This is a genomic window from Pseudoalteromonas sp. MMG012 (genome assembly GCF_018100875.1).
Lineage (GTDB): Bacteria > Pseudomonadota > Gammaproteobacteria > Enterobacterales > Alteromonadaceae > Pseudoalteromonas > Pseudoalteromonas aurantia.
Genome location: NZ_JAGJEF010000012.1, coordinates 83,684 through 103,750 on the forward strand (window position 1 = coordinate 83,684; position 20,067 = coordinate 103,750).

Annotated in this window: 13 protein-coding genes, 2 pseudogenes and 1 CRISPR repeat array; of the genes and pseudogenes, 12 read left to right on the top strand and 3 right to left on the bottom strand. The window is 39.9% G+C overall.

Annotated features, from left to right (window positions below):
• Positions 1–4 precede the first annotated feature (4 nt).
• The 10 genes and pseudogenes from J8L97_RS06520 (at position 5) to J8L97_RS23440 (ending at position 12,646) form a co-directional block, all read left to right on the top strand.
• A complete protein-coding gene (locus J8L97_RS06520; RefSeq protein ID WP_211048304.1) occupies positions 5–1,936 on the top strand; it encodes an RAMP superfamily CRISPR-associated protein in 1,932 nt (643 codons plus the stop codon).
• Complete coding sequence (locus J8L97_RS06525; protein ID WP_211048305.1) at positions 1,930–3,393, top strand: RAMP superfamily CRISPR-associated protein; 1,464 nt, start codon at positions 1,930–1,932, stop codon at positions 3,391–3,393. The genes J8L97_RS06520 and J8L97_RS06525 overlap by 7 nt, the downstream gene beginning before the upstream one ends.
• Positions 3,386–5,590 carry a TIGR03986 family CRISPR-associated RAMP protein gene (locus J8L97_RS06530; protein WP_211048306.1) on the top strand — a complete coding sequence of 735 codons (2,205 nt, stop codon included), beginning with the start codon at positions 3,386–3,388 and terminating at the stop codon, positions 5,588–5,590. The genes J8L97_RS06525 and J8L97_RS06530 overlap by 8 nt, the downstream gene beginning before the upstream one ends.
• 61 nt (positions 5,591–5,651) lie before the next feature.
• Positions 5,652–7,703, top strand: coding sequence for a CRISPR-associated endonuclease Cas1 (cas1, locus tag J8L97_RS06535; RefSeq protein ID WP_211048307.1), 2,052 nt, complete (start codon positions 5,652–5,654; stop codon positions 7,701–7,703).
• Between the two features lies 1 nt (position 7,704).
• Positions 7,705–7,983 (top strand): CRISPR-associated endonuclease Cas2, encoded by a 279-nt coding sequence (gene cas2, locus J8L97_RS06540; RefSeq protein ID WP_211048308.1) that lies wholly within the window; start codon positions 7,705–7,707, stop codon positions 7,981–7,983.
• Complete coding sequence (cas2, locus tag J8L97_RS06545; RefSeq protein WP_210997078.1) at positions 7,984–8,256, top strand: CRISPR-associated endonuclease Cas2; 273 nt, start codon at positions 7,984–7,986, stop codon at positions 8,254–8,256.
• 352 nt (positions 8,257–8,608) lie between these two features.
• A CRISPR array of direct repeats spans positions 8,609–9,115; the repeat unit is 35 nt; unit sequence GTACGAGTGACCCCGACTTTAGAGGGGATTGAGAC.
• 95 nt (positions 9,116–9,210) lie between these two features.
• Positions 9,211–10,366: pseudogene (locus tag J8L97_RS06550) on the top strand (IS3 family transposase).
• 103 nt (positions 10,367–10,469) lie between these two features.
• A complete protein-coding gene (locus J8L97_RS06555) occupies positions 10,470–10,979 on the top strand; it encodes a GNAT family N-acetyltransferase (protein WP_312037129.1) in 510 nt (169 codons plus the stop codon).
• 233 nt (positions 10,980–11,212) lie between these two features.
• Positions 11,213–11,641, top strand: coding sequence for an NUDIX hydrolase (locus tag J8L97_RS06560; RefSeq protein WP_211048309.1), 429 nt, complete (start codon positions 11,213–11,215; stop codon positions 11,639–11,641).
• A 237-nt stretch (positions 11,642–11,878) separates the two neighbouring features.
• Positions 11,879–12,646: pseudogene (locus tag J8L97_RS23440) on the top strand (SDR family NAD(P)-dependent oxidoreductase).
• Between the two features lie 27 nt (positions 12,647–12,673).
• Here J8L97_RS23440 and J8L97_RS06575 read toward each other — a convergent pair.
• The 3 genes from J8L97_RS06575 to J8L97_RS06585 all read right to left on the bottom strand — a co-directional run bounded on the left by J8L97_RS06575 (position 12,674) and on the right by J8L97_RS06585 (position 15,511).
• Complete coding sequence (locus J8L97_RS06575; protein ID WP_211048312.1) at positions 12,674–13,324, bottom strand: DUF1826 domain-containing protein; 651 nt, start codon at positions 13,322–13,324, stop codon at positions 12,674–12,676.
• 259 nt (positions 13,325–13,583) lie between these two features.
• Complete coding sequence (locus J8L97_RS06580; RefSeq protein WP_211048313.1) at positions 13,584–14,603, bottom strand: AraC family transcriptional regulator; 1,020 nt, start codon at positions 14,601–14,603, stop codon at positions 13,584–13,586.
• A complete protein-coding gene (locus J8L97_RS06585) occupies positions 14,600–15,511 on the bottom strand; it encodes a GGDEF domain-containing protein (RefSeq protein ID WP_211048314.1) in 912 nt (303 codons plus the stop codon). Before J8L97_RS06585 ends, J8L97_RS06580 begins: the two co-directional genes overlap by 4 nt.
• 339 nt (positions 15,512–15,850) lie before the next feature.
• On the opposite strand from J8L97_RS06585, the gene J8L97_RS06590 reads away from it, so the two are divergent.
• Together J8L97_RS06590 and J8L97_RS06595 are read left to right on the top strand one after the other, a co-directional pair.
• Entirely contained in the window at positions 15,851–18,637 is a 2,787-nt protein-coding gene (locus tag J8L97_RS06590) for a TonB-dependent receptor (protein ID WP_211048315.1), read from the top strand.
• An 84-nt stretch (positions 18,638–18,721) separates the two neighbouring features.
• Complete coding sequence (locus J8L97_RS06595) at positions 18,722–19,984, top strand: metallophosphoesterase (protein ID WP_247682576.1); 1,263 nt, start codon at positions 18,722–18,724, stop codon at positions 19,982–19,984.
• Positions 19,985–20,067: the final 83 nt, after the last annotated feature.

Below are 20,067 nucleotides of genomic sequence, written 5' to 3' on the forward strand. Positions count from 1 at the left end.
GGACATGATAGAAAAAGCAATGCATACCTTAGACATTACAATCAATGTAATTGGGCCAATTGTGACTCAAGGCAGTGGCGCAATGCAATATGGTTTAAATGTGGCAATTCTAAGAGATGCCAACAAACGTCCTGTGCTATCGGGAAGCTTACTAAAAGGTAATATACGCCATGCGTTAAGTGAATTATGCTTACTAGATGAAGAGACCCATTCAAAACTGAGTCCAAAGTTAATAGATTGGTTCGGAAAAGAGGGCCCTCAAAGTGAACAAGACCAAACAAATGATGACTTTTATGGACAAAGAGGGAGTCTGAATTTTGATTTTTATTGGTACTTAAGCAATCCCCAAAACGCTGAGAGAAGTTCTCCCCAAACACGAATAGAGCTAAACCATGAGGGGACGATTAAAGAAGGCTCTTTATTGTTTATTGAGTCACCTTATTTACATGGCGAAAAAATTTCAATACAAGGTCAAGTGACTTTTAATGCATCTGAAGACGAAGCATTAGAAATTAAAAATACGTTAGAGGCTGCACTTAACTATTGTTACGCATTCGGTAGCTTTAAAAGTATTGGATTTGGAAAAATAACAGAAATCAAAAGTATCTTAAATAAAACTCAACAAGCGAAAGTAGACTGGCCCGCATACACTAAAGATCATTTAATCATACTAGATTGGACTGCTGATCGACCACTTTGTATGGCGGACGCACCAACTAACAGAGAAAATAGTTTTTACTCAAGAACAGAAATTACAGGCGCAATGCTCAAAGGCTTAGTTGCCAATAAAGTTTTACCAAATAGTGTTTTACACAAATACTTGGCAGATATTACATTTTTCCATGCAATGCCTCTAAACCAAAATGATGAATTAGTTTATCCGCCAAGAAAGTCTTTAGCCTTATATGACGGGCCTAGAGTTGACATGTATGGTGTTTCAAGTACTCAAGATTCGAATCGTCAAGTTTTTGATTTTTTAATTAATCCTGCTGGTCCAGATAACCTATGTGGATTGCTCACTTTTAGTTCGGATTTCAAAGGTTCTGATGAAGAGTTATTAAAAACACCGCCGTATTTGACTAAAACATTATTAGTCAGAAATGCAATAAGTAACTGGACACAAACAGCAGAAGCTAATAACAAATCGACTGATGAAGTAATTGAGCACAATATATCTACCCGTAATACTGCCGCTGATGAAAAGCTATTTAGTTACCACTGCGTGAATCATTTTTGGTCAGAGAAACTTAATGATAGTAAGTCTGCAAATGAAAAATCAGAAGTGAATAAAAATGTATATGTTAAGTGGCGAGGAAAAATAAATTTAAACCGAGTACCAGAATCAGTAAGAGAAATGGTTTATGCGGAATTAATATCAATTCTTGATGAACCTCTGATTGGTTTAGGTAAAACCAAGGCAATACTCAGTGCCAAAGCTGCAAAGGCTACTCAAGAAAAAATAGTCAATGTCAGCCCTGATAAACGTATACTCATCACCCTTAAAACGCCAACCTGTTTAATTGTTAAAGATGCCATAGATGCGGTAACACCCAGTAAAGACTTATACCAAGAAGCTTTTGACAAATTAACTGATGGCGTATTTTGTGTTAATCGCACTTTTACTGACGAGTCACTAAAAGGTGGGAGTTATTGGTATATGCGTTTTCAAAAGCACACCGGACAATCAGGATATAAACCTTATATAGAGACCAGCGCGGGTAGTTGCTTTGAACTTTTAATAAAAGAAGGCAAAGAGGAGCAAGCTACGATTCTGTTAAACCAGTGGTGCAAAAATGGCTTACCATCATGTGATGTTCCAATTGCACAGGATGAAAGATGGAACTTTACGCCTTATGATCATGCAAACGGGTTTGGGGAAGTAGACATTGAACTTGTTTCAATGGTCCCAACAGCTAAGGAGCAAGCAGAATGTTAAATAAGATTTACCCTAAAGCAAAGGTGTTGATTACCTTAGTAAGCACTTCAAAATTGGCTGTTCGTACAGGTGAGGCTGAGGAAGTAGCCAACGACTCAAAAAAACAAAAGAACGAGTCAACAGGACATGAATCCTTAAGAGTTAACGCTAATGGTTACCCTGTAATACCAGGTAGTAGCCTAAAAGGCATGCTGCGAAAATTATTTACTCAAGATTTGGCAAATGAGTTATTTGGTGGGCAAGTTAAACTTAAAAACACAAAGAGCAACGAATCACAGAAATACAAACGATTAGATGGTGTCGTCAACGTACCTGCGGCTGTATCAAGATGTCATAAAAATGATATTGAAATCATTACGCATGCCAGCATTGATGAAGTAACAGGCACTGCAAAAGATAACCATCTTTTTAGTGAAGCATGGATCCCTGAAGGTACAGAATTTATTTGGCAATTAGACTGTGAATTTATAAGTGAAATACAGCTTGAGCGTTTGTGTAGTGTATTACTGGGCGCAGATTTATATGTGGGTGCTGGGCAAAAATTTGGCCACGGCAAGCTGCAAGTGACTCTGGAGCAACATAATGGCGTACCTTGTGTTCAGGTTATCACTTCCGAAAAACTTACCCAATGGTTTAATAGCAGTCTTAAAAACCAATCAAAAGTTGCAGCTATTAATCCATTAGATGACGAATATACAAAGCTCCCACTTGCTATTCGTCAGGTCGAAAATACTAATAAAGAAATATTAAGTTTTGACATATGCCTATCTAGCCCTGATCCGATCCTAATTGCCAGCCCTGCGTACTTAGCGAGCCTTAGCAAGTCACAAACGAATAAAGACCTTTATTATAGCCGAGACAAAGCAGGTATACCTGTTTTACCCAATAGTGCTTTACGTGGCATGTTTCGGGCGCGCTTTATTAAAATAATAAAGACATTAAATGAAGAAATAGAAGAGAAACAGTTACAAAAGCTTTGGTCTATAATTTGGGGTAATAAAGATCAGCGCAGTTCATTTGTTATTCGTGATGCAACACTCGACAACAAAGCACAATTTCAAGATCATCATCAAACCATGATAGCGATAGATCGTTTCACTGGCGGAGTAAAAGACAGTGCTTTGTTTGATGTAGAAGCACTGACGCTTTGTTCTGAACAGTATTTTAGAAGTCGAGTGAGTATCACACATAGAGCGCTTAACCGAGATATGTTTGCAACCGCAATATGGGTATTGATGTTTGCCGATTTATTTGACCAAAAATTATCTTTAGGTGCCAACAAGAGTCGTGGTTATGGACGGATCTACGGGTTTGTTTTAGTAAACGAAAATCGTATTAATGAGGTGTCAGAATTCATAAAAATGTGCCTAGACCCACTTGGATTGACGCAAGCCAAGTTAGAAACCGCATTAATGACCTTTATTGATTCAGCAAAGGAGTGCCAACATAGTGAATAGCAATCAATTTTATAACCCTTATAATTTTATACCGTTTTCTAAGCTTAGTTGTGAACATAAAATACCAGCAACAAAAGCGGCACTGAAAAAAAAGAATATTGCGCATGACAGTTATTATACTGGCAAACTGAGCGGTAAAATTAAATGCCAAATAAAGATGGTTCATCCTGTTGCTCATGGTAATCAGCCGCAAAAAGTATCAGATTTGAAACACTTAACCGATGAACAAAAGAAGTCGGCTATAGATAATAAATTAAAGGTACTTGCTCCCTATTTACGCAATGGTTGTTTAGCAATTCCGGCATCAAGTATTAGAGGGATGCTGAGTAATCTAGGTGAGATAATAACGGCTTCAGCGCCTAGAGTACTTGAAGATGCAGCTTTGTATTATCGAGATGGTAGAGGCTTCCCTAATCAAGCATATGGTGCATTATATAGACAAGGTGAAAAGTGGTATGTAAAACCGCTGGGGTTACCTTCATTTATGCTTAGAAAAAAAGACTCTGAGGTGGCAACAGAGCCGAGTCAATACAGTGTGCCTGCTCCATTGCGTAACTTATTTAAATACCAAAATGGTCACCAAAAAGCAGGCCAGCCAATGCCTTTATCTGAGATGTTGGCGACAAGATGGCCCGTGAACGAAGACGTTAAAATGGACATGGATAATACTGCGCGAGCGTCTAGAGCTAGATTAACTGAGTCAGGTGAAATGGAGTGGGATAAAACGATTTTAATTTCTGATACTCAGTTTGAACCAGGTTTTGAGGGAGAAAATACTAAAACATGGTCTTTTTGTTATAAAACAGGTGTCGCCCCAAGATGGTTTGAAAAAATTAATAATAAAGGGGCCTATCGTTTAATAAGAAAAGGATATATTGATGGTCATGGCGAAGAGGCAATATACACAAGTTGTTTAGATCATACTGAGGTACAAAATGCTTATGCATTTTACAAACAAAATTTAAATGCAAGGCCTATAGAAGTTAAAACAAAATATGTCACTCAGTTTTTAGAGCTATTAGAAACTACGGATAAAGCTAGAGTAAAACGTAAGGGAAGTGACATTAAAAAGGCTTATTCAGAAGCCGAAATAGACGGGAGAATTATAGCCTGTCAAGTAAAAGGTACAAATGATACGGAGATCATTGGTCTATCTGACTCACAAATTTGGCGAAAGAAAAACCGAAAGACAGTATATGACTTTTTACCTCAACAAGCTGGTGAAGGAGGTAGCCCTACGCCGTTTGACGGTTTAAGAGATCTTACAATTATAGAGCAACTATTTGGCACGGTCGCTGACCAAAAGCTGGATCAGCAAGATAAAAAGAAAGTGACAGCATTTGCCAGTCGCGTAAAAGTATTTGACGCGATCAGTGATGTTGAATACATGGGTGATAAAGATAGCATTGCGCTTATACCATTGGCCACAGGGCCTAAACTGCCTTGTCCACCAATGTATTTTAATAACCGTAATGAAGATCATACTGTTATTGCCAAATCAGTACTCCATGCTGATACTCACGAAGCAAATGGTTATAAGGTTTTTTTAAGACACAAAAACGCCCCTAGACCAACGTGGTTAAATCAACAAAGAAATTATGAAAACCATAAGGAGTGTGCAGCTTCACCAATGATTAAAGGCGATACAGTCTTAAAGTTTGACATCGAATTTGAAAACCTAGCACCTGCTGAATTGTCATTGTTAGTAAAGTTAGTTGAACCCAAAGAAACAGGGTGTAAAGACGATATATTTAGGCATCAAATAGGCTTAGCAAAACCCTACGGTTTTGGTGATGTGAATATACGTATAACAGAACTAGAATTAGAAGATAAAAAAGCTCGATACTCGAGTTTTAGTGCCATCGAGTCTGTAAAATGGCAAGCAACGCAAAATAGTACACTTGGTAATGCAAATCACTGGCTTGGAAATAAATATGATATTAGCAACACGCTATGGAAAGCAGAGCGACTCGATTGGTTATTAGCACTGGCAGAGCCATTAGAAAATGTGCAATACCCACAAGCACTTGATGGTAAAGAGGGGAAAACGTACGAATGGTTTAAAAATAATACTTCTCACATAGAGCAAATTAAAAATCATAGGGCAAATCCTAAACCTCAGGCTTTGTCGACTCATGACGGAAAGCCTATTCCTTTAGAGAAAAATAAAAAGTACTTAAGACCAAGGCAGAAATAATCAGTTTCCTTGGCAAAATCTAGTCTATATTTATAGACTTAGGTTTTGCCAAGGAAAGGTTATGGACTACCAGCAATTATGCAATTACGACTTATTATTACAAGCTTTCTACCGTGTTAAACAAAATGATGGCAGTCCAGGTATAGATTGCCAAACCATTGCAAACTTTGAAACCGAGTTAGCATTGGGGTTAAACAGTATATTAGCGGATTTAAAAAGTCAGCATTATCAGCCGCATCCCCTAAAGCGCAGTGAACTAAAGCTACCAAATAAAAAGCCGCGCTTTTTAGCTTACCCAACAGTCAGAGATCGTATTGTTCACACCGCAATCGCAATTCTATTACAGCCTTATTTTGAAGAAGAATTTGAACACAATAGCTATGGTTATAGACCTGGTCGTAGCTATTTAATGGCCGTTGATAAAGTTATTGAGCACAGAAAATCGGGGTTAGTTCATGTATTTGATGCAGATATTAATGGTTATTTTGACCACATTCCACAAACACTATTACGTGAAAAGTTATTTCAAACCGCAATCGACCCAACACTCATAGAGCTAATTTTTTGTTTGTTATTCTCTCATCAATCTTATGGCGGTTCGCTAATTTTTGGTAAAGCTCTCGGGCAAGGTATTCCTCAAGGTTCAGCAATTTGCCCACAATTAGCTAATTTCTATTTAGATGAGCTAGATGAGCACCTAAACAAACTAGGCTATAACATGGTGCGTTATGCTGATGATTTTGTGGTTTGTTGCAGCAGTGCAAAAGCAGCATTACATGTGCAATACCATACCGAGCAGGTGCTAGAGCATTTAGGGCTAACATTAAACCCAAAGAAAACACAGTTAACGACTTTTTCAGATGGCTTTAAATTCTTGGGTCATTACTTTATTGGCGAGCAGGTAATAGATGAAAAGTCTAGTTTGGTCTACGGAGTTATGGACAAAGCAAAAGACTGGATGGCTACGGCCAGTGAACAGCAGCAAGAGCATACCCTTTTACAACTTGACCTACCTAGCAAACCAGAACAAAGCGCAATTGAAGACGAACAAGATTGGTTAGAGTTACCAGAATATTTAATTGCTCAGCCTAGTACTGTACAGCGAAAAATGCTCAAAACGCTTTACTTAACGCATGCTGGTTCAGTTGTGGGTATTAGGGGAAATAGAGCGTATTTGAGCTTTGAGAGTGAGACCATTAAAACTTGGCCATTAAGTGTAATTGATAGTGTGATAGTACTTGGAAGAGTGCAGCTTACCACAGATTTTATGGCCTATTGCTGTGAACATAATATCGGTGTGGTATTGGCCTCATCAACAGGTCGTTTCAGAGGTGAACTCAATACATACCCAAGTTTAAACGCAAGTTTATACAAGCAAATTCAACATTTTGGTAATAAAACTTTTCAGCGGAATTTAAGCGAAACCCTATTGCAGGCTAAGTTTGAAAACGCATCAAAAGTGCTTAAAGGTCAACTTAGACGCACAATACTCTCTAAAGAAAATAAAGAAGAGATACAAAAAACAATACAGTTATTGCAAAAAGCGCACAATAAAATCATCCAATGTAAAACTCGTGAACAACATTTTTTATTAGAAGGGCAAATGGCGAAACAATATTTTACTGCCATGAGTCATTGTATAGATAACACTTGGCACTTTCTAGAAAGAAACAGATTGCCGCCCAAAGACCCTATTAATGCCATGCTTTCATTGGGATACAATCTGTTAAGCAACAATATCCTATGCATGGTAAGAAAACATGGCTTGCACCCAGATTGTGGCATTTTGCACTGTGGTGATTATCAACCTAATTTGGTACTCGACTTGATGGAACCTTTCCGGTCAGTTGTGGTTGATGCATGTGTTTTAAAGCTCATTAATAAAGGGCAAGTAACCCAATCAGATTTTGTGTTTCAAAGCGGGCAGTGTCAATTAACATCTCAGGCTTTAAAGTGTTTTATTTCAGAAATAGAAAAGAAGTTTTCGGCAACATTTCAGTGCAAACAAAGCAAACATTTACTCGATTACCGCAAAGCAATGGATAATCAAATATTAAGTTTAAAAGCGCACTTACTTCAAAAGCACGAATTCATAACATTTAGAGTAAATTAAAATGCCTCATCATTATGTTATTTGTTACGACACACCTTGTGATAAAAGGCGTTATCGAATTGATAAAACACTCGCAGGTTACGGAGAGCGGATCCAGCTATCTGTATACGAGTGCTGCTTAAGTGAGTCGCAATTCACTCGGCTGAGACATCAAATAAGGCAAATTGTGACAGATGATGACGCCTTGAATTATTATCCTGTATGTTGCCACTGCCAATTGCGGCGTCATGGGATTGCAAGCGCAGTGGTATATGCCCCAAGTTCATTTGAGATTTTTTAAATGCGAGTATTAGTCACCCTTGACATTACATCTCCAAGAGTACGGTACAGAGCCAATAAACTCATTTTAGGCTATGGTGAGCGGGTTCAGTATTCTGTATTTGAAATTGATGTCACCCAAAAACAGCTAAATCAAATTCACCAAAAGCTAAAAAAGTTACTCAAACGACAAGATAAAGCACATTTATTTCCATTGTGTGGTAAATGTATGGGATCAAGAAAAGCCGATGGCGCAGGTGAAGTGACTTGGCCTGAGCATTTTTATTACTACTAACTCCTTAAAGTTTTTATCAGCAACCTTTTATCAGTAATCATAGTAAAAAATCGATTATTAAGCATGCCAGCTAATTTCATTGCCCTACTTACTAAAACTACCATTTTATCATTTATAGAAATACCCTAACTCACTGTTATTAGGCAATAAAAAATAAAAATCTAATTATTATGTTGTAGGCAAAAACATCACTTTGTCAGTAGCTAGGACCGCAGATGATTGTATTTAATAGGGTTTATTAGGTTTTAGAGATCTAACTTGTCAGTAGCAACTTATTTTTGGGTACGATTTTTTAGAGACCGTCATTTTTACCCCCTCCAGCCCTTGTATAGCGCGGCCTCGATCGGCTATAGTACGAGTGACCCCGACTTTAGAGGGGATTGAGACCACTTGAGTTGAGTTGAACGGCGCACAGTAAAGTACGAGTGACCCCGACTTTAGAGGGGATTGAGACACATTACTTATTTTCATAGTAATTCCTTATGGGTACGAGTGACCCCGACTTTAGAGGGGATTGAGACTGAAACATGAAACACATCAGAATTTTCTATAGTACGAGTGACCCCGACTTTAGAGGGGATTGAGACGACATAACCTTCTCCTTATAAAAGATGTCAGTGTACGAGTGACCCCGACTTTAGAGGGGATTGAGACAGACTTTTTCATAGAAAATCTCGGAAAAAATAAGGTACGAGTGACCCCGGCTTTAGAGGGGATTGAGACTAAACATCTTCGCTTTTATTTAAATAATTTAGGTACGAGTGACCCCGACATTAAAGGGGATTGAGACACCAGAGTGTTGAGGTTTTCTTAAATGTTGCTTCGTACGAGTGACCCCGAGATTAAAGGGGATTGAGACCGTGGGGCAAAACAGTCTTCAACCTGTTTGTTGTGGTTCAATAATTCCGGACACTATTTTAGGTGGTATCATTACCACTCAATCAGAGGTGTCCGATGGCAAAAAAACGCAGAACATTTAGTAAAGAATTCAAACTTGAAGCCGCTTGTTTAGTTTTAGACCAAGGCTATTCACTTCAAGAAGCATGTCGTTCATTGGATGTTGGAGAAACGGCTTTAAGGCGCTGGGTTCAACAACTTGAACTTGAGCGAAATGGTGAAACACCTAATGCCAAAGCTTTGAAGAAGGATATTAAACTATTTAACTCCTAATGATATGATTAAAAACCATGTTGCACTGACCACTTGATATCACCACAGCTCTCTTAATGTCAGAAGAAATGAACAATATTCGTTAATAGACCAATTAAGTGAGCAAGAACCGGTAGAGGTGGTCTGCAGTGTCTTTGATGTTGCTCGTTTAAGTTTTTATGACTACAAAAACCGCCGTAACACAATTGGCGCTAATGAGGTTGCACTCAGAGCGCAGTTAAACGCTTGCTTTAAGCTTAGTCGTGGCTCTGCTGGAAGTCGTACACTCTTAGCAATGCTTGCAGATTTAGATATTGATGTTGGTTTATTCAAAGTCAGACGACTGATGCGTGATATGCAACTGGTATCAAAACAACCGGGGTCACACGCATATAAAGTGGCGGTGAATGAACGACCTGATATACCAAACCAGTTAAATCGAGAGTTCGATGTGAATAGCCCAAATCAAGTATGGTGTGGAGATATTACGTATATTTGGACTGGTCAGAAGTGGTCATATTTAGCAGTAGTAATTGATTTATATGCAAGGCGAGCTATTAGCTGGGCAATGTCAGAAAAGCCAGATACAGCCCTAACTATCAAAGCATTAGATAGAGCGTATGAACAAAGAGGCAAACCTAGAGGGGTTATGTTCCATTCGGATCAAGGCTGTCAGTATAGTTCAACAAAGTTCAGGCAAAGGTTATGGCGTTATCAAATAACACAAAGCATGAGCCGCAGAGGTAATTGTTGGGATAATGCCCCGATGGAGCGCATATTCAGAAGCCTCAAAACAGAATGGGTTCCAAGTACGGGCTACAACTCATTTAAAGAAGCAGAGCAAGATATTAGCTTTTATTTGATGAACTATTACAACTGGAGCAGGCTGCATAGTCATAATGATATGAACGCCCCAGCAGTAGCAGAAGAAAAACTTAATTCACTGTCCGGAATTAGTTGACCACAACACCACTCAGGATAAAGGATCCAGATGAGAGGGTTTTTGTATTTTTTATTTATAGTATATGGGTTCGTTATACTTGATTTTAAGGAAAGGAAATAAGGTGTTTAAAATAGAAAGTGAGCGGTTACTAATGAAGCATTTCTCATTCAATGATGCTGACTTTATCATTGAGCTATTGAATGAAGACTCATTTATTAAAAATATTACGGATAAAAATGTGCGCACGATTGCGGATGCACATCAGTATCTTCGCTCTGGGCCGATGGCAAGTTATGAGATGTTTGGCTTTGGACTCACCTTAGTCACTTTAAAAGAGTGCGGTACACCAATCGGTATGTGTGGGTTACTTAAACGAGAAGAGTTGCCTCATGCCGATTTGGGTTATGCATTATTACCGAGATTTTGGGGTAAGGGTTATGCGTATGAAGCGGCTAAAACGGTATTGACATATGAGTTAATGAAGCATGGGTTAGAAAAGGTATTGGCAGTAACTTCACCAACCAATATCAGCTCCAATAATTTACTCGTTAAATTGGGGTTTGAACGAATAGAGTCACTCGAATTGTACGGTAAGCTAAATAACCAGTATGCGTTCACATTGAACGTATAGATATGAGGTGTGGATGTCGGTGGTGGTTAAGTTGCGCTGGAAATTTGATTGTGCGATGTTTTGATGGCCAAACCAGCAAGCGAAACCCCCATCATAATGATACGCGTGATTTTAGCGCTACTCGTTGATAAAAAACAACCAAAATCAACATTTTTTCAGCAGGTTAGCAGAATAATAGCAATGTGAAACAAAAGCTTGCTAATATTGGCAGAAAATGACGGCTTAGGGTAAATATGCGTAATAAAGACGAAGTTCGGGTAGGTGTTGGCGTGATCATTGTGCGTGAAGGAAAAATATTGCTCGGAAAGCGAATTGGTGCGCATGGTGCCCAAACTTGGGCAACGCCTGGAGGGCATTTAGATTTTACCGAAAGCCCTGAGCAGTGCGCAGCTCGTGAAGCGTATGAAGAGACTGGTTTAGTATTGGGAGCGGTAAAAAAACTTGGCTTTACCAACGATATCTTTAAGTTAGAAAACAAGCATTATGTCACCTTGTTTATGTTGGGTGAAAGTGAGCAAGGTGAAGCACATATTATGGAGCCAACAAAGTGCTTGCGATGGCAATGGTTTGATATAGATACACTGCCGGAACCCCTGTTCTTGCCTTTGGTAAATTTACTGAAGGAACACAATGATCTGAAACAATTTATGAGCGTGGTATAAAACATGCTGACAGGGGTAAGCTACAGAATGCCTTAGAGTAAAGCGAATCGTTATATAAGGGGGAACGTACAGTACTAGCCCAATCATGGATATTCTTATTTTCATCATATAATTAATAGCTTATCAATGCTTATGATTATCGAATTAATACTTATGATCACCGAATCGCCCTATAAATCAACCTTGTTAGGTGTTGAAATAGAAACACTTTTAATACCTTTACTATGGCGATAACGTATGTCAAATCACCCACCAGCACCATTTCACGATAAAGTGGTATTTATCAGTGGTGCAGCGTCAGGAATGGGGAAAGCTGCCGCCCTAGCTTATGCTCAACAGGGGGCTAAGTTGGCGTTACTTGATATCAATGAATATGCCTTAATTCTGCTGGTTGAGTCATTGGAGTGTGAGGTGCTCTCTTTTGCTGGCGACATTTCCGATGAGGCGTTTATTGTTGACGTATTTGCGCAAATAGATGTGCATTGGCATCGAGTTGATGTTGCCTTTAACAATGCAGGGTATGGCGTAATGCGTTCTGTTATTGAGTGTACCAGTGAAAAATGGGATCAAGTATAGAATATTAATTTGAAAGGTACTTGGTTGTGCTTACGGGAGCAACTAAAACTCATGTATCAGCAAGGTTCTGGCGCCATTGTTAATAATGCCTCGGTGTTAGGGCTTACAGCTGCAAAAGGTGCAGATGCCGCTTATTGTGTTGCGAAACATGGCGTGGTTGGACTAACTAAAATGGCAGCATTGGAAAGTGCTGAGTATGGTGTCCGGGTTAATTGCATCTGTCCTGCAAGTGTCAATACACCGATGTTAGCGACTATGGCTGATGATATGCTTGAGCGACTGGCACAGTTACAACCAATTGGCCGAATAGCTTGCAGTGAAGAAGTAATTGCAGCCGTATTATGGCTCTCTTCAGAGCAAGCAAGTTATATGACAGGCGTCGCACTGCCTGTTGATGGGGGAGTATTGGCTGGGATTAATATGGTGTAATGTGTATAACGACCATCGCACTGGCGGCTAACTTATAAAATCGATGTATACACACAGCTTAGCATCTTTGTCATTAAATGTCGGAGACGCACTAATAAGTGCGTTGTGTTCATGTTCAAGCCAACTGGTCCCTTTGTAGATTGCAATATCGCCATCACATAAACTGTTGATAGTGTGTGCTGGCGGTGGCTTGATCTGTGCGGTAGTTTGATTTTTCTGTAGTGGAAAGTACTGTGCGTCTTGTCGTTCAATCCATTGCTCTCCAGAGCCGCCAAGGCTCGATGTCATACGTGCGATCATTCTGTTTTCATGAAATGCAGGGCTGTGTGCATGCTGACAAGCGATGACTCGAAGGCCAATCTCTTCAGGTTGCAATAAGGTGTTGAACATTTCTAGCATGAGCTCGATGTGGCTCAAGATCAAATTACCATGGGAGGATGGCGTAAATTTGCTGCTGAGTTGTTGTATAAGCTTTGGGCTGATTTCCCCTTGATAGGTGAACCTATCGTCAGGATGACGCGTAACAAAACTCTGTGCGGCGCGTGAAAGAGCCCAACTCGCGGGCTGACAATAACATACCAATGAGGTTTCTGAATTATAAATATGCGGTAACACGCTGGCGTTGCTATCGACAATGTAGTGTGAGGCGTACTTTTGTATTTGTAAATTACTTTTCATCAGAATACGAAGTTTTGTTATGTGATATTATATCAATTTAACATTTAAATTGATGACTGAAAAGTATTTTAGGTTGAGACTGGACATTACCCTTTGAAAATGGGAAAGATGTGATACTGCTCACTTACGCTTGTGAGATATTGCATGTATCATCTTGATGTTGAAGAGTATGGTTTTGAATAGCTTTACCGCTGCACGCTTTTGCCTTAGTTTTTGTAAAATATAGGATTAACATGGCCAATAAATGACGGTGTGCGTGTTATGTTTTTAGCATCATGATTTCGCGAAGTTGTGAGGGAGTCATACCTGTCCAGCGTTTAAAAGTGCGACGAAAGTTGGTTAAGTCGGTAAAGTTTAATTGCTCAGCAGCTTGTTCATTAGAGTAGCCTTTTTCACCAATACTTATTACCGCAAGCTGCTTTTGTAATGTGTCTTTGAGCGCTTGCATTGAAGTATTATGCTGCTTGAATTTTCGCTTTAACGTTGCGGGACTTATGTCTAATTGTTGTGCAATATCATCACAAACACTTTTTGGTTCTTGTAATAAAAGATCACATACATACTGTATAAAACCGACAGCGTGTAGTGTGTTGTGTGCTTGCTGTAAATGATAGTGACACATGATTGGGGGAGTTGATACTTGTTTAACGTGAAGTAATTCATTTGGAATACAAAGACTGAAACAAGGGTAGTCAAACTGATATTGAATCGCTAAGTGGGCATAATATTGCTCAATATGTTTAGGTTTGCTGAAAGGCAGTTTGATCGTTATCTTATTAACAAAACCGAACCGCCACTTACATAAAGCGCTAATTTGCGCTGTGATCATCTCGAAGTAAAATGCAGCAACTAAAGGAGGGGGGGTGGCAATTGCAAAGTTAAGGATATAGTGGGTGTGAGTTTGGCTTCGATAGGGGACAAAGAATACAAATGGGCATAATTCAAACTGCTTAATTTGCAGCACACGGCTCATTTGCGTCAAGTGCTTACTGTTTAAAAGTGCTTGTCCACTGTGACTCGTTTGATTGAATAACCAGTGCTGACCAAGCAAAAAGCTCAGTCCGTCATCGGGCAATAAGCGAACCGCATTACTTACGAGTGTATTGAGTTGCGTAAAGCTGATTTTTTTTTGCGGGTTTTGCAAATCTTCATGAAATAGCTTAGTGCCTTTTAGTAACCTGTTACTATTCACGCCACGTTGTATGGCTATTTCAACAATAGGTAACGCCAAAGTATGGCTTGTTAAGCATTCCGTGTCGGTATCAAAGTAATGCTTCATGCTATTGATGCCTTACATTGCGCTAATCCATTGTTAAGCTGTGCAAGTAACCCATCGATGCTATCTGTATGTGCTGCTTCAACGCAATGCCAGCGTATTTCACTAAACCCGGTTATTGCTTTCTTGTTGTTGTATGGCGTATGGTACGACACCATTTTTGTGACTTGCTCAACAACGTGTACAGCTTCCTGATAGGATGTATTGGGAAACAGTACAATAAAGCAATCGGAAGCGAAGCGACACGCTAAGTCGGTACTACGCAGGTTTAATGTCATGATTTGCCCTATGTCGAAGAGCAAATTATTGGCTTGAATAACGCCGTATTGTTGATTAAAGCGTGTGAAGTTTTTTATATCAAGTAACGCTAAGCAAAAGCCGTGAGAGTGGTTGTTTAGTAGTGCAAGCTCTTGTTCAATGTGTTGCTTCATGTAATCCGCTTTATATAATCCAGTAATGTAATCACTGAGGCCATGCGTTCGGTAAAAACGCTCTTTTTTTTGTAATAGGTGGTTGAGCACTTGTTGTTCATGAAACCAATAATACATCGCAAAACTCATCAGGATCATGCCAATAACTGCAGGAAAAGCTTCTAAGCTACTTAACCAGTTATAACGTTCTGAAAATATAAAGAATTCATCTAAAAAATCTAATAACATGGAGATATGCATGGCACTTAGGCCAAAAAAAAGCAGATTTGTGACTGCGCCTTTAGGACGGGTAACGAGTGTTGCCAGTAGCCAGATCAAGGTCATAACGGCAATGCCCCCTTCTCCAATGCTGTCAATCCATTCAATCTCATCAAGGTGTTTGAGAGTCCCTAATTGACTCACAGTGAATAGCGTCAGCGTTAACATCAATAGCAGTGTGCTAAGCAAGGTAACATGGAGTTTTATAAAGGGTTGAGGCATGGGGACCTTTGTTTTAACTAAATTATTAATCTGAATATGTAGGCCATATTATAAATTTCACTATTTATCTAACAGGGTCACTTTAGCTCACCAAAGTGGATGAATTTATGACAAAAGTTGCCTTTAAATGTGGATTAAGCCCCTTTATTGCAAAAAAAGGCATGTTATAGGGGGTGAAATTGGCTCAAAGTGACAGAAATTGGCTAAAAAATTGCGTTATTAGGCATTTTTTTGAAACCGATATAATGTGCTGACATATTTCTTTCATGTGTTTTTTTTACCTTTGCAGCATTGCCGCTTATAGCGGGACAACTAACCTCCTGTGCAAGAGAAAATCACATGAAATTACAAAAACCGTCGAATTTTACCTACACCAAACTGGCGTTAGCAACCGCCGGTGTTTTATTTACCGCACAGAGTTACGCCAATACTCTGCAAGGTCGTATCAGCGACCATGATCAAGCCGTTTATTTTGAAGGAGCAAAAGTCACCATTAAAGAGCTTTCTCGCAGTGTCAGCTCTGCCAGAGATGGCTCATTTAGACTGGCGAATTTACCTGAAGGAGAATATACCTTAGTTGTAAATTATTTAGGTACGCCACCTGTCGAACGCACAGTTCGGATCCATCAAGGTGAAACGCTTAACACACATATTCAATTAGGCACAGGTGATGCATTATTAGAAGACGTACTTGTTGTCGGGCACAGAGCAGGTCAAGCTGGCGCACTAAATAGACAAAAAAATGCACTTGGGATTAAGTCGATCGTAAGTAGTGATGCAATAGGCCAATTACCCGATCAAAATGCTGCAGAAGCATTACAAAGGTTACCGGGAATGTTTATTCAGCGTGATCAAGGTGAAGGTCGTTTTGTCGGGATCCGAGGCATCGATCCTAGCCTAAATAACGTCACCATAAATGGGGCTAACGTACCTTCACCAGAGTCTGGGGTACGCAGTGTCGCTATGGATGTGATCCCCAGTGAGTTAGTACAAAGCTTAGAAGTGAGTAAGACCGTTACGCCAGATATGGATGCCAGTGCAATTGGCGGGAGTATCGAAGTGAAAAGCCTTAGTGCATTTGATAGACAAGGGCAAAGCTATAGCTTCACAGCTCAAGCAACTCATAATAAACAAGTAGATAAAACCAGTCCAAAAGTATCGGGTAGTTTTACTGATGTATTTACGCTTTCTAAACAGTTTGATTTAGGAGTGGCAACGGCTTTGTCGTGGTCGGAACGTCAATTCGGTTCGCACAATATGGAAACGGATGGTGGTTGGCAAATGCTCGATGTTGAGGATACAGCAGGTCAATCAGTGAGCTTGTTTGGTGCTGAGGAAATAGAGCAGCGTCATTATGTGATCAAACGAGAACGACTAGGTGCAGCGTTGAACCTAGATTTACACTCTTCACAGTTAAGCAAATATTACTTTCGATCGTTGTTTAGTGAATTTTCGGATGATGAATTTCGCCTGAGAAACGAGTATAAATTTGCAAAAGGTACACTGGTTGCTGGTTCGAATACATCAACAGCCGCAGTATATAGTGGCGCTGAAATGGACCGTGATACAAAAGACCGATATGAATCACAGACAATTATGTCTGTTGTACTGGGCGCTGAGCATCAGTTTAGTGATTGGTTTGTTGAATATAGCTTAGGGTATTCTAAGTCGAGCGAGGAGGAGCCTAATCGTATTGATGCAGATTTTGCTGGTGAGGATTTAACATTAGGGTATGGTAGTTTGGGTGATACCCCTACCTTAAGCCGCACTGAGGCTGCACATGATTTGAATTTGTTTGCATTAGATGAAGTCGTGAGAGAGAACAATAATACAGAGGATGAATCGACTAGTTTCAAAATAGATTTAAGTCGAGAATTCACCATTGCTGGTTTTAACAGTGAATTGAAATTTGGTGCTAAGTATTCAGAACGAGATAAATTTAACGACACACAAACGACAGTCTTTGATGGGGGCTTCGATGATACAACCGCTCTGCAATTTGCGACTGTGGCGCCTGAGTACCACAGTGGTGATTTTGGTCCAGGGCTGTCTAGAGGTAGCATTGCACAATTTGTGATGCAAAATCATCAGCAGTTTGATATTAATCAACAAGACACTGACATAGACAGCAAAGGTAAAAGTTACCAAATTACCGAGGAAGTTGTTGGCGCATATGTGATGATGACCCTAGATATGGGGCGCTGGCAGCTGATCAGTGGACTGCGCTATGAGGGCACTGATTTTAGTACTTCGGGTAATAAAGTCGAGTTAATCAAAGACGAGGTTGCTGATAGTGAACGTGTTGATATAACGGCTTGGCACGCACAAAAAGACTATCATCATGTGATGCCAAATTTGACCGCAAGATATGACGTTAGTGAACAGGTGTTAACGCGTTTTGCGTACACCAACACCATCGCCCGCCCGAGTTTTTCTGATTCATCTGCATTTCAAATCGTAGAAACGGAAACAACACAAGAAGATGCCGGCATTGTGATTGAACGTCAGGCCGAGGTGGGTAATCCTCAATTGGACCCTTATGAATCCCACAACTTAGATGTGTCTATAGAGTATTACCCTGGTAAGGTTGGTGTGATATCAGCAGGACTGTTTTATAAAGACATTGATAACTTTATTAGCGTTGAACAAGTCCAAGACAATGGGCAATGGCAAGGCTATAAGAAAGTGACACAAGCGGTGAACGGAGGCGCTGCGAGCTTACGTGGGATTGAACTTGCGTATACAAAACACTTTGAAAATGGAGTGATGTTCTCAGCTAATGGGACCTTTATTGACGCTGATGATGCTTTACCCAACCAGTCAGATACCGTTGCTAACATAATGTTAGGATATGAGAGTACTACCTTAAGTGCCCGGTTAAGTGCGAGTTATAAAAGCAAAAGTTTCATGTTTGAAGAAGGAAATGCACGCGTTTTGCAAGATGATCATCTGCAATTGGATTTCAGCGCTAAGTATTACGTCACAGACCAAACCCAACTGTACTTCAATGCCGTCAACCTAACCGATGAGCCTTATTATGCCTATCATGGTACTGCGCAATATAACTATCAATATGAAAGTTATGGACGCTCTTTTGAATTTGGCTTTACGCTCACTTCACTTTGATCCGAATTAAACACGAAAGGACCGCAGGTGTGAGCCTGCGGCTACAATATGAACAAATTTTCTTTAAGATATATTATTGCCGCTATGACCGTTTTAGCGGGTGGAAGCAGCGTAATATACAATGCCACTGCTCAACCTAGCGTCAACAACATTGCATTTTTAGCATTGGGCGATGGGGGATATCACGTTGATTATCCAAAAACAAAGCACATTTTAAATCCCAAAACCAGAACTGAATTTATTGCTGCGGAGAAGGCTGATTGGTTAGAGGAACATAGGCCATTAACTGAGTTTAATCATGCACCTATCTATGTATATCCAAACTCTGATATTGCCACGGAGCAAAGTGGCGCGATTGCAGTAGGTAAAGCAATGGCTGAATTGTGTACGTCTGTCTCGTGTGATTTTGCGATTCAATTAGGTGATAATATTTACCCAGATGGCGCTGATGCCAATGATGGTAAAGACGACCAAAAGCGCATGGATGATTTAATTTTAGCACCACTTAAACCTTTATTTGAACAGCAACCGGAGTTGGTTGTGTATTCGGCATTAGGTAACCATGATTGGAAAACATCAAGGAAAGGGGTGGCATTACAGACTAAATGGATGGATGCACAAGCAAACTTTTATATGCATGAAAAAGGGTATTACAGCTATAAGCAAGGGGCGCCTGGAAACGATGTAGAGTTTTTTGTGCTCGACACCAATATGTTATTAGCTGGACAGCATTACTATGAAGTGCCATTGCGCGAAGACGGGTCTGAACAAGGCTTGGCGAGTGCGCTTGCAAACAAGCAAGCGAGTATAGAAGATATTGAAAAACATGAAACACCAATTAATGGAGAGGATCATAGACAGCTTGCATGGTTAGCCAATGGTTTAAAACACTCTAGTGCAAAATGGAAAGTAGTGTATGGTCACCATATTTTATGGTCAATTGGTGGAAGTAAATATGATGAAGGGCATGTGTTAAGGCGCTTAATTCTACCTGAATTGTGTCAATATGCAGATGCATATATTGCAGGGCATGAGCATGACCTAGAGCTACTCACGGATGATTGTAGTCGAGTATTACCTGGTAATAACCTGCCCAAATTACCATTGATTATTAGTGGTGCGGCTTCAAAAATGCGCGGTAAACATACTCCGTTCGCTGAGCAACAAGAGCGGCGTTATGCAGAATATGATTTGGTGTGGTCGAAAAGTTTTGTGTGGGGTTTTGCACATATTGAGCTTAACAATCTGGCTGATGAACTCAAGGTCGGTTTTTATACTACGCCACATTCGGGCTCCGGAGAGTTAGTAAAAGAACGTACATTCAGCTTTAAACACCGAAGCAAATAATACCTTACGACGACGGCACTATAAGTGACAATAAATGGTAACAGGAGAAAGTGTGGATGATGAACGCCTTTCTCCATTTATGT

Coding starts and splice junctions, on each gene's coding strand:
- cas1 (WP_211048307.1), top strand. CDS start 5,652: ATGGACTACCAGCAATTATGCAATTACGACTTATTATTACAAGCTTTC.
- J8L97_RS06580 (WP_211048313.1), bottom strand. CDS start 14,603: ATGAAGCATTACTTTGATACCGACACGGAATGCTTAACAAGCCATACT.
- J8L97_RS06590 (WP_211048315.1), top strand. CDS start 15,851: ATGAAATTACAAAAACCGTCGAATTTTACCTACACCAAACTGGCGTTA.
- J8L97_RS06560 (WP_211048309.1), top strand. CDS start 11,213: ATGCGTAATAAAGACGAAGTTCGGGTAGGTGTTGGCGTGATCATTGTG.
- J8L97_RS06585 (WP_211048314.1), bottom strand. CDS start 15,511: ATGCCTCAACCCTTTATAAAACTCCATGTTACCTTGCTTAGCACACTG.
- J8L97_RS06520 (WP_211048304.1), top strand. CDS start 5: ATGATAGAAAAAGCAATGCATACCTTAGACATTACAATCAATGTAATT.
- J8L97_RS06525 (WP_211048305.1), top strand. CDS start 1,930: ATGTTAAATAAGATTTACCCTAAAGCAAAGGTGTTGATTACCTTAGTA.
- J8L97_RS06575 (WP_211048312.1), bottom strand. CDS start 13,324: ATGAAAAGTAATTTACAAATACAAAAGTACGCCTCACACTACATTGTC.
- J8L97_RS06595 (WP_247682576.1), top strand. CDS start 18,722: ATGACCGTTTTAGCGGGTGGAAGCAGCGTAATATACAATGCCACTGCT.
- cas2 (WP_210997078.1), top strand. CDS start 7,984: ATGCGAGTATTAGTCACCCTTGACATTACATCTCCAAGAGTACGGTAC.
- cas2 (WP_211048308.1), top strand. CDS start 7,705: ATGCCTCATCATTATGTTATTTGTTACGACACACCTTGTGATAAAAGG.